The organism is Rothia sp. ND6WE1A (assembly GCF_001683935.1).
GTDB classification, from domain to species: domain Bacteria; phylum Actinomycetota; class Actinomycetes; order Actinomycetales; family Micrococcaceae; genus Rothia; species Rothia amarae.
Window position 1 is genome coordinate 56,324 of sequence record NZ_LXTU01000027.1, and the last position, 10,978, is coordinate 67,301.

At 52.1% G+C, this 10,978-nt stretch carries 10 protein-coding genes; 6 read left to right on the forward strand and 4 right to left on the reverse strand.

Features of this window, described 5'->3' with window-relative positions:
- Positions 1 to 30 precede the first annotated feature (30 nt).
- The 6 genes from A7E48_RS11095 to A7E48_RS03130 all read left to right on the forward strand — a co-directional run bounded on the left by A7E48_RS11095 (position 31) and on the right by A7E48_RS03130 (position 5,269).
- Positions 31 to 177, forward strand: a complete 147-nt coding sequence (locus A7E48_RS11095) for a hypothetical protein (protein WP_158004390.1) — start codon at positions 31 to 33, stop codon at positions 175 to 177.
- A 1-nt stretch (position 178) separates the two neighbouring features.
- The gene (locus A7E48_RS11465) at positions 179 to 787 is read left to right on the forward strand and encodes a sugar O-acetyltransferase (RefSeq protein WP_304441047.1); all 609 of its coding nucleotides are present in this window, start codon (positions 179 to 181) and stop codon (positions 785 to 787) included.
- Positions 788 to 820: 33 nt separating this feature from the next.
- A complete protein-coding gene (locus tag A7E48_RS03115) occupies positions 821 to 1,849 on the forward strand; it encodes a hypothetical protein (RefSeq protein ID WP_068169301.1) in 1,029 nt (342 codons plus the stop codon).
- A 249-nt stretch (positions 1,850 to 2,098) separates the two neighbouring features.
- On the forward strand, positions 2,099 to 2,812 hold the full coding sequence (locus tag A7E48_RS03120) for a response regulator transcription factor (RefSeq protein WP_068169304.1): 714 nt from the start codon (positions 2,099 to 2,101) through the stop codon (positions 2,810 to 2,812).
- Between the two features lie 119 nt (positions 2,813 to 2,931).
- Entirely contained in the window at positions 2,932 to 4,257 is a 1,326-nt protein-coding gene (locus tag A7E48_RS03125) for a sensor histidine kinase (RefSeq protein WP_068169306.1), read from the forward strand.
- Complete coding sequence (locus A7E48_RS03130) at positions 4,250 to 5,269, forward strand: hypothetical protein (RefSeq protein WP_068169309.1); 1,020 nt, start codon at positions 4,250 to 4,252, stop codon at positions 5,267 to 5,269. Before A7E48_RS03125 ends, A7E48_RS03130 begins: the two co-directional genes overlap by 8 nt.
- A 410-nt stretch (positions 5,270 to 5,679) precedes the next feature.
- Here A7E48_RS03130 and A7E48_RS03135 read toward each other — a convergent pair whose 3' ends face one another.
- The 4 genes from A7E48_RS03135 to A7E48_RS03150 all read right to left on the reverse strand — a co-directional run bounded on the left by A7E48_RS03135 (position 5,680) and on the right by A7E48_RS03150 (position 10,775).
- On the reverse strand, positions 5,680 to 7,227 hold the full coding sequence (locus tag A7E48_RS03135) for a dihydrolipoamide acetyltransferase family protein (RefSeq protein ID WP_068169312.1): 1,548 nt from the start codon (positions 7,225 to 7,227) through the stop codon (positions 5,680 to 5,682).
- A gap of 27 nt (positions 7,228 to 7,254) precedes the next feature.
- Positions 7,255 to 8,235, reverse strand: coding sequence for an alpha-ketoacid dehydrogenase subunit beta (locus A7E48_RS03140; RefSeq protein ID WP_068169314.1), 981 nt, complete (start codon positions 8,233 to 8,235; stop codon positions 7,255 to 7,257).
- Between the two features lie 3 nt (positions 8,236 to 8,238).
- Positions 8,239 to 9,429, reverse strand: coding sequence for a thiamine pyrophosphate-dependent enzyme (locus A7E48_RS03145; RefSeq protein ID WP_068169317.1), 1,191 nt, complete (start codon positions 9,427 to 9,429; stop codon positions 8,239 to 8,241).
- Positions 9,430 to 9,620: 191 nt separating this feature from the next.
- Positions 9,621 to 10,775 (reverse strand): histidinol-phosphate transaminase, encoded by a 1,155-nt coding sequence (locus A7E48_RS03150; protein ID WP_068169319.1) that lies wholly within the window; start codon positions 10,773 to 10,775, stop codon positions 9,621 to 9,623.
- Between the last annotated feature and the right edge of the window lie 203 nt (positions 10,776 to 10,978).

The window sequence follows — 10,978 nt, forward strand, 5'->3', positions numbered from 1 at the left end:
TTTCCCCCTTTTTCCTGCGATACTAGGGAGATGGCTAAGAAGAAACAGCCTCCGTATACCGAACAAGAAATACGCGAGGTCATGCACGAAATCATTAAAAGACTCATCATTGCTGGTCTCGTCCTCATTGCGGTGGGCCTTTTGATTATCGTGGCGCTGAAAATCTGGGGAGGATAACGTGGCGGAACGACAGTTTGATTTGATGATAGCCGGTAAGGCATATAAGCCTGACGCCGTGTGCGTGGCTCTCTACGAGAACGCCGCTCGGTTAGCTCACCGCTACACCGAGGTTTACTACAGCGGTTCCTCCGAGCGTCGCGAAATTCTCGAACAGCTCTTTGGTTCCATTGGCAAGGATGTTGAATTTCGCCCCACTATTCAGGTTGATTACGGCATCAACACTTTCATTGGCGATGGCTGCTTCTTCAACTACAACACCGTAATTTTGGACGTCGCACCCATAACTTTCGGCAAAGGGGTTTTGGCTGGCCCTAATTGCCAGTTTCTCACCCCCACGCATCCGCTGAATCCCGTAGACCGCAAGAACCTCTGGGAAGGTGGGCTTCCCATCACCGTGGAGGATAACGTCTGGTTCGGAGGAGGAGTGACCGTCCTTCCCGGCGTCACCATTGGAGAAAACTCAGTGATCGGTGCCGGGGCTGTGGTTACCCGCGACATTCCTGCGAATTCGGTCGCCGTGGGCAATCCTGCGAAAGTTATTAAAACGATTGACCCCAATGAGCGCCCCGCCAGCGGTCAATTTAACCCTGCCGAGCTCGGTCTATAACTCCCTCTCTGTTGGGCTTAGGAAAGTAAACTCATGTCTGAACCTTTTAACTATCGTTTTCAACGCGACAAAAAGCGTGCCGCCCGAGACCAGTCTGCGGAAGAATGGGATTCAGTTTTTTCTGACGAGAACCCCACCCGTGTTCTCTCGCCTCAGGAATCTCACGCCGATGACTACTCGGCCGGTTCCTATCGCTCAGAACCGCAAGACTTTGGCAACGATTTTGATGACCGAACCGAGGTTCTCAACAGCAACGACATCGAGAACCCTTCTACAGAAGACATCTCGGCAACGCGCAAGCGCCGAACTTCGCCCTCTAACGCAGCCACGTGGAGCGATGCAGATCGTACTGAGCCACTCTCCCCTGCAGATTATTCGACAGAAACCGCTTCTTATCCCGCCACCGAAGACACGCGAGTGCGCCCGGTAGCTGCTGAGCCGGCATATGCGCCCGCCCGCACTCGAAGTGCTGGGGCTTACGAAGACGAGATGCCCTTGAGAGGTATCTCTGAGGACGCCGCTAAAGCCCGCAATTCACGTATTCATTTCTTCCCAGCATTTTTAGGCTGGCTTGTCACCTATTCGCTACTCACCTTCAGCGATTTCTTCCACAGACTCATCAACCAAATCTTCGGGCTAGAGAACTTTTCGAGTTTCCCCCAAGCTTTTGCTCAGGCAATCGGTCTTTTACCCGGTTCAGGTAGCGCTCCGTGGACCTGGTTTATCATTGCCTCAATTTTGATTGTTCTCAGTGCCGGTTGTGGAGGCTACGCCGCCGCCCGCATGGCTCGCTTTGCCCCGGCAAAGCAGGGCTTCGGCGTCTGGCTGTGGCATCTGGGGATGGTGCTATTGGCAACCATCATGACTTTCTTTGCAGGTTCACTGATGGGGACGGGCGAGCCCCAGTTGGCACTTCAAACTCAGCTAGACGGTGCTGCCGGACAGAACATCTTGGGCATCTTGGTGGTGATTGGTCTGATTCTGATAGGTGCACTTCTGGGGTCTTTCTTTGGACCGCGCTACCACCGCAGAATTGTTCGTCAGTCCCAGCAACAGAGGTAAATAATCCCGGAAAAATACGCAACCACAGCCGTCGTTTTAAAGCTGTGCCGAGCTACCTCTCCAATTTTTCTCACCTAGAGAAATTCCGTTTCATCCGAAAGTATCATCTTTTGCACTACAGGTATTATTTTGCGGTATTGTTTCCCACAGACAAACCTGCGCCATGCTTACCGCTATAAAATAGCTGGCATAGACAACACACATGGATAGCAACACCGCACAGAGCCTGTGCACTTATTTGGGGGAAAAATGAACGTTACACGCGTAGCAATTGTTGACGATCACGAAGTCGTACGGGAAGGCATGCGTGCGGTTGCAGAAAAATCTGAAGAAGTAGAGCTAGTTGGAGCTTCCCCTACCGTCAATGATTTGCTCGTCGCGCTAGGTCGCAATCCTCGTGATCCCGGCTCCGCGGATCTGGGGAAAATCAAGCGTGAATGCGACGTCGTGTTGCTTGATCTATCGCTTCAAGACCGTTCACGCCCTTCAGAAAACGTTGATTTGTTGCGTCAGGCTGGCATCAAAGTTCTAATTTTCTCTATCGGTGAGAACCCCGCGCTGATTCGTGAAGCGCTGAAGTCAGGTGCGTTGGGCTTGGTTCGTAAGTCTGAGCCTCTCGAGCATGCATTAGGTGAGGCTAAGAACATTGCCGAAGGCAAAGCTGTAGTAACTAAAGAGCTCGCTGCTGCAATTGATGGCGACCATGAGTTCTCCCGCGCTAATCTTTCTCCTCGTGAGCAAGAAACCCTCCGCCTCTACGCTTCCGGTTTTGCGCAGGTACAGGTAGCTCGCCGCATGGGCATCAAGCAGTCAGCAGTAAAGACCAACATCGACCGCATCCGCGAAAAGTATACTCGCGTTGGCCGCCCTGCTCCCACCAAAATTGACTTGCGTATCCGCGCCATCGAAGACGGTCTGGTAGATACGATGGAAGACGTCAAGAGCGCCGAACGTTACTTCTAATCCCAACACACGGTGAGTTGGCTTCCTCTTCAGAGCTAACTCACCTTTTCTTCTGGAGATTAATGTTGGTTAATCTCTTCTCCCCCTGATTCGCCCCGCAATCTTCACGAGGTCCACTATTGGAACAGGTTCGCACCGGTGCAACTAAAGACCTTGCTCAGTCTCTGAGAACTACCCCTTGGCGGTTTCCCCTCCCCCTTGCTAGCGGACAGAGACATTTAGCTGGTCCTTCTAGCTTCGGTCTCATCTACGCCATGGAAGTGTTTTTCTCGCTCCTTGCCGTAGCGATACTTTTCCAGGCGTTTATCCCACTCACTACTAACCCCCTCAACTTCGCGTGGTGGCACACCATTTTTGTGGCAGCCTTTCTCTTCCACGCAGCATGGCTAATTTATGTGGGGTTAAGACGGGAATATTCTGCTGGATCAGTTGCTCCTGCCGCTTACATTACATACGGGGCATACGTCTTTTGGCCCTTTGCTCTCACTGACAATGCTTACAGCGCTCACCCTTGGTGCTGGCTCATTGGGCTCTACGGAATGATAGTTCCGCTATGCATGGGCGGTTTTAAAGCCATCTTCCTTAATGTGCTGGGATATTCTTTCGCCTTATCGTTTGCTCTTATTGGCGGCAAGTTAGCTCTCGGATTGCCTGTGGAATGGGCAGAGGTGGGAACTCAAGTTTTCTATCTCGCCACGCTTGCAACCATGCTCGGAACTGTTTTTGGGGTAGCTCGAATCTACGCTGAACGCTCTGATGTGTTTTATGCAGAAACACTCGCAGCCCAGCTACAGCTCACCCGAACCAGAGACCAGTCTCAGGACCTTCAAGAGTTCGACAAGCTGGTTCACGATAACGTCATGGCCGCGCTCTTGGATGCTAGCCGTAGCGAAGGCCCCATTGCCGATCGGACCCGAGCCCTCGCCCGTCGTGCTATTGGAGTGCTAGAAGAAGAAACTAACAAGGTACAGCCCATGCGGCCGGTGACCTTCCAAGAGTTAACCGAGCAAATTGCCACCGGCGTGTACCCCTGGAACTCTCGGTTACGTTTCGTCTCCGACGACGTCGAACTTTTCCCAAAAGCCAATCCTTCCTCCCCTATTCCCCCGGAGGTAGCTCGTGCGTTTACCCATGCCGTCACAGAGGCCGTCTCGAACTCTGCCCGGCATTCAGGCACCCGCACCACCCAAATTAGCGTACGCACCGAACGACGTCGCCCCTCAGGTACCGCTCGAACGGCAGATGAAGTCTCATACATCTACTGCACCGTCACAGACCACGGTCAGGGGTTCAACATGAAAAACCTGGATATGCGGCGCATGGGTGTGCGAGTATCTATGATTCGATCGATGGAAGAGGCAGGCGGTCAGGTGACCATCAAGTCAGCGCCTTATCGAGGAACTGAGGTTACCGTACAGTGGCCAGGAGAGCAGGATAATGCTTAATCAGTATTATTCCCACCGCTTGTTCCGTACAGGAGTCGGCGTATTTTTTGCCCTGGGTCTGTTCAGTTTCTATATCTGGTATTCGCAGTTTGCACTCATGTCCCCATTGGCATGGGTTCCTCTTTTGGCGTGCATTATCCTCTCATTCACGCTCGTACTGTTTCCCACGAACACCAAACGGCTTCCATTTTTTATTACGCCGCTAATCCTCTTGATTGCTATGGTCACGCTTCAGATGATGCTCCTTCTTCTGCCGCATAACTTGACCCAGCTCAGTATTTTATTTCCGCTGCTCTACTCGCTCTCGATGTGTAGCACCCTCATCTTGCGTGACCATGCGGTTTCTCCATGGGTTCTCTTTGCCCTATCCATGTTGCTCGTGTTGAAGTGGCATCTTGACGTTTTTATTTCGTCTCTTTCTATCGCTGCAGAATTTTTGGTTCCAACCGCCATTCTGGGAGGCATGCATGTCTTCAAACACCAGATTCAGCAGGCTTCTCACAAGGCCAGGCAGTCACGCATTTTGCTCCAGCATGCAGAATTTGGCAGAGAACATGAAGAGGGCGTAAGTTCCGTAGCTGCGCATCGCGTTCAGGAAGTACGCTCTCTTACTGAGGACATGCTGCACCGGATTGCGTACAACAGGGAACCTGTTACCTCTGATGAGATTAACGAATTTCGTTTTACCGAGGCTCAGTTGCGAGATACTATTCGCGGTCGCCACATTGTGAACAAACAAATTCTTGAGGCGGCGATGGCGGCACGATGCCGGGGCGCCAAGGTAGATATTTTGGACGAACGCGGTGAGCCCCTGCCGCCCCACATCGTGGAGGTTCTGACCCCGTGCGCAGTTGATTTGCTCGATGATGCTTATGGAGGCACCATCACTATCCGTGCCTTCCCTCCCGATGATCCCACCGCAGTTATGTTGGTACACGACGGTAATTCGGAGGACGATGAGCCCTCTGCTGTTGAAATTGCCCAGCATTCCGGCGAAATTGAGAGGTTCTAAGAAACACCCACGAAGAAGCCTGGCTCATCGTATTTGAACTTTGTAGGCATAATAAGAATCTTTGTAACCGAGTATAGGGACATACAAAACCTATTGTTTTTGACAGACTTATAAGTAGTTGAGAAATGCGAGTCGGGGGACTCGTACGTTCTAGTGATGTTGGGGGACGGATCTAGAACACTTCTCAACCTAAGGTATCTAGCTGATTCCTTGCTTTTTGGATTTTATCCAAACGGTTCCTGGGCTTCTTGGGGGAGATAGTCTAGCGAACCGGACTGCAAGGTATGCGCCTTAACGTACTCGAGACCTCAGCTTTTAGCTGAGGTCTCCTACGTTTAAGGTATTTAGATACCTGCTAGGCGTCCCTTCTCATCTGAGGAGGGACGCCTAGCAGTATCTAGAGCTGATATTTACTCATCGAGAAGCAAGGCTGGCTCTTCCATAATTGCCGCTACGTCTGCCATAAAACGAGCGGAAAGATCGCCGTCCACCACACGGTGGTCGAAAGATCCTCCCAAGGTAGTAACCCAGCGGGGAATAACCTCGCCATCCACTACCCACGGTTTCTGCTTGATAGTACCGAAAGCTACGATAGCTACTTCGCCAGGATTAATAATCGGAGTTCCCGTATCAATACCTAGCGCACCAATATTCGTGATGGTTAGCGTTCCATTGCTCATCTCTGCAGGCTGAGTCTTACCTTCGCGTGCTCGCGTGGTGAGTTCATTGAGCGCAATAGCTAGCTCTCGCAGCGAAAGATCCTGGGCATCCTTAATATTAGGAACCATAAGACCGCGCGGGGTTGCCGCGGCAATACCGAGATTCATGAAGTGTTTGAGCAAAATTTCTTGGTCAGTCCAGGTGGCATTCACCTGAGGATTTCGTGCAGCCGCCCAAATAACGGCTTTTGCCAGAATCAAAAGCGGGGTCACTTTAATACCCTCAAAGTGGCGGGACTTCTTGAGGCTACGCACAAATTCCATGGTGCGGGAGGCATCGACGTCCACGAAAATTGAAACGTGGGGGGCATTGAACGCCGACTCCACCATCGCCTTCGCCGTAGCTTTACGGACACCGCGTACCTTGATGCGCTCAATACGGTCTCCCCCGGCACCCTGAGGAATCCAGAATGACTCTGGCAGAGTGTCTTCGTGATCTTCTTCGCGCAGGTGAGCTACAAAGTTGAGAAGATCGCGCTTAGTCACCTGCCCGTCATCACCGGTAGGAGTAACCTCTGCAAGGTCCACGCCCATTTCCTGTGCTGCTTTACGAACTGGCGGTTTAGCCAACGTATGACGACGCGGTATAGAGCCTACCGGCTCATTCGCCACAAGATCTTTTTCAGCAGTATTGGGGAGACGACGCAGGCCGCCCTCAATCAGAGCAGATGCCCGTTCGGTCAATCCACCAATTGACTCACCTAACGAGCCGCGCAACAGCTTACGTTCTTGTTGAACTGCATCCAGATGAGGCGAGGTCTGCTGAGCTGGTTGGGGATCGGACGAGGGGGCGGAAGATGCCGCCAGCGGTGCAGGTACCACAGGGCGCTTACGGGCACGACGTTTCACTGGATCCGCTTTAGGACCGGAACCCACGAGATTTTTCGTCTCTCCCGGAGTATCAGCGGCGAGGTTATGGGGGCTAGTTTCTGCGCCTCCGGTTGCGGTGTTTGCTTCTTCAGCGTCGTCGGCAGGAGCATCGGCGTCCGCCTCAGATTGAGCGCTATCGGCAATAGTTACCAACGCCGACTCAACCTCTACCGTTTCCCCCTCTTCAGCGTGGAGAGTCTGCACTACACCTTCAAAAGGAGAGGACAGCTCTACTACTGATTTGGCAGTTTCAACCTCCGCCAAAACATCATTAATCGCGACGATGTCTCCCACCGCCACCTTCCAGCTGAGGATTTCCGCTTCGGTGAGACCTTCGCCCACGTCGGGGAGCCTAAAAATTTGAGACATAGCGTTCCTTCGTATGGTTCTTAGCTATTAGTAAGCGAATGAGCGGTCGATAGCTTCCAGAATACGGTCAATCCCAGGCACATATTCTTCTTCACTCCGAGGTACTGGATAAGGAGTATGGAATGCGCCCACGCGCAGCACCGGAGCTTCCAGCGAGTAGAAACAACGCTCAGTTACCGCCGCAGAGATTTCAGAAGCAACACTCACAAAGTTATATGCCTCCTGAGCTACGACTAACCTGCCCGTTTTAGCTACAGATGCACAGATTGTCTCGATATCCAGCGGCGAGATAGAACGCAGGTCAATCACCTCGACGTCGTGCCCGTCCTCCCGCGCCGCCTCAGCCACAGCAAGAGCGGTAGGGACCATCGGTCCGTAGGAGACCAAGGTGAGATCGCTACCTTCGCGCAATGTAGCAGCGCAGAAAGGATTAAAATCTGTATCGTTAAAATCTACTTCACCCTTAAGCCAGTAGCGGCGCTTAGGTTCCATGAAAATTACAGGATCGGGGTGTTGAATCGATGCACGAAGCATCCAATAAGCATCATGAGCCGACGACGGCGTGACCACCCGCAAACCGGGAGTATGCGCAAAGTACGCTTCAGGTGACTCCGAATGGTGCTCAATAGCTCCCACCGAACCGCCATAGGGCAGGCGAATCGTTACGGGGATTTCGTACTGTCCGTTAGTGCGCCCTCGCAAACGAGCAAGCTGAGTGGTGATTTGGTTAAAAGCGGGGAAGACAAAACCATCAAACTGGATTTCTGGCACAGGGCGGTAACCGCGAAGAGCCATACCCACCGAGGTACCGATAATCCCAGCCTCACCCAGCGGCGTATCCATCACGCGGCGGGGACCAAATTCTTTTTGAAGACCATCGGTCACGCGAAAGACACCGCCGAGCTTACCGATATCCTCCCCCAGCGCTAATACCTTCGGATTCTCGGTCATCTCATCATGAAGGGCACGGGTAATTGCTTTTGAAAGAGCAAGGTTCTCTGTGGTCATCTCTTACTCCTCCTCAAATCCCGCGTTGTATTCGCGGTAAAAACGGCGGTCATTTTCAGTTTGGGTGTGGGGTTTTGCGTAGGCGAAGTCGAAATTAGTCTCATACTCGGCTGGCTCTGCAACTAAAGCTACCTGGCGCACTTCGGAGGCAACCTGTTGAGCTTCCTGATCGACACCTTCGAAAAAGCTATCGTCTGCCAGCTTGTTATGACGCAAATATTTTTCCAGCCGAATCAGTGGGTCACGCTGGGCATACTCATTTTCTTCTTCACCCGTACGGTACTTCGTGGGATCGTCGGCGGTAGTGTGAGCGCCTAAGCGGTAAGTTTCCGCCTCAATGAGTACAGGACCTTCTCCCGCGCGAATCTTCTTCATGGCGTAGCGGGTAGCGGCGGCAACCGCCAAAACGTCGTTACCGTCTACACGTAATCCTTCGATACCGTAGCCAGCAGCGCGAGTAGAAAGAGGCACCCGCGACTGAGTTTTAAAGGGCACCGAAATAGCCCACTGGTTATTCTGAACAAAAAAGAGGACGGGCGCGTTATAAGAAGCGGCAAAAACCATCGACTCGTGGATTTCGCCTTCAGTCGAAGAACCATCACCAAAGTAAACCGCTACCGCAGCAGGCTGAGCATTCTCCTCCGAAGCGGAGAACTGACCTTGGCCCATCTGCTTTTCACCGGTTGTTTCCTCTAGCTCCCGGTCGAAGTTGAGCGCCATAGCGTATCCCACTGCGTGGGGAACCTGTGCCGCTAGCACCACGGTATACGGGTGAAAATTATGTTTCTTGATATCCCAAGGGCTGGTCTCGGATCCGCGGAAAAACTTCACTAAGTCGGTGAATTCCACACCGCGAGCGAAAGCCAAAGCATGTTCCCGATAGCTGGGAACCACATAGTCCTGGGGTAACAGACCCATTGCTGAGCCAACTTGGGCAGCTTCCTGCCCGCGGGAGGGCGCCCACAGGGACATCTGCCCCTGGCGCTGCAACGCAGTAGCTTCGTCGTCAAACCGGCGAGTAACCTTCATCTGACGGTAGGCCTCTTTCAGCTCAGCTTCGCCTACGTCTTGAACATAAGGGCTGAAAGTGCCGTCCTCTAAAATAGCTCCTTCTTCATCCATGATGCGAAGAAGCGGTAAAACGCCGGGATAGATTTTGCCCGAACTTTGCTCAGGTGTCAGCTCTGCTGGCATGTGGCCTCCCTACTGTGTTTCTATTAGCTCTGCATTAACCCTATTCCTGTTTTCTCCTAAAGAACCCTAAATATGGTCACAGAATAATTTTCTGAGAGGCAGGGCACCCTAGTTGCCTCGGGATTAGGAGCCCTCAGTACAAATAAGATGCCCTTATGCCTCATCAGAACTTACTTTTAGCCCATATAGAGTTACGGTTTCTTCGGTCCATGTTCGAAGTTCTGGCACAGTGAAATGAAGCGGGTATTCGCCTCGTCTTCACCAATACTGACGCGTACACCCTCGGTACCAAAAGCTCGCACAGACAGTGCGACTTCCTCGGCTCGTCGAGCAAACTCAGGAGAGTGCTCGCCCAATGCCAGCCACACGAAATTAGCGCGGGTCTCAGGAATCCACCAACCTAAATCTTCAAGCGCTTTTTTGACTCGCTCTCTCTCAGAAACTAAGTGCCGCACCCGATCCATCACTACATCGTGGTGCTTTACCGAGGCGATAGCAGCCTCTTCCGCCAGAGAAGTCACTGCAAAAGGAGTAGCGGCAACGCGAAGATACTGGGTTATCTCCGGGTGAGAAATTGAATAGCCCACACGCAACCCAGCCAAGCCCTGGGCTTTAGAGAAAGTACGCAACACTACGACGTTGGTGTAGTCGGGGTAAATGTCCAAACCGTTGACCGGAGGTTCTTCACCCTCTGGAATTTCTGAGGCGGAGCAGAACTCGAAGTAAGCCTCATCAATTACTACCACCACGTGGGAAGGAACTTTCTCTAGGAAATCCCGTACCTGGATTTCGGTAAGCGCCGGACCAGTAGGGTTATTAGGAGTACAGAGAAGAATGACGCGGGTGTGCTCAGTGATAGCCGCCAGCATTGCTTCTAAATCATGTGAACCGTCAGCTTTATTGGGAACCTGGATACTTTCAGCACCGGCTAGCCCCACACAAATAGGATATGCCTCGAACGAGCGCCACGCGTAGATAACCTCGTCTTTCTTACCGTCGTCCTGGGCGCCAGCGAAAGTAGAAAGAATCTGGATGAGCGCGCCCAAGCTCCCGCCACCAGTCACAATATCCTCTGGATCAACACCTAGCTGTTCGCCCAGAACCCCACGCAAACGAGTGGAGAGGGGATCCGGGTAGCGATGCACAGTATCAAACTGGGAAAGAATGTCAGCAACTTCTGGTACAGGTCCCCAGGGGTTCTCATTCGAAGAAAGTTTGAACTGCTCCAGCCCCTCTACCGCTACAGGAGGCTTGCCCGCTGCGTATTTAGGCAGCCGGTCAAAAACCGGGCGGGGAGAAGGATTCAGCTTACTTTCCGTTTCAAGATATGCATTTACATCAGTCATGGTTCTCATCATAGTTGTTCTAGCTCACACAGTCTCTACCCTTATATGAGTTCTCGCTTGTTGCTTTCAGTATGGCATTTCTCTTAATTTTTAGAAGATATATTCTATATATTGATACATATTTTAGAATTTATGTTCTATTCTTAAGGCATGAAAGCAGTGATTCTCGCGCGCCTCACTTCCCCAGCGCCTGCAACTTACCC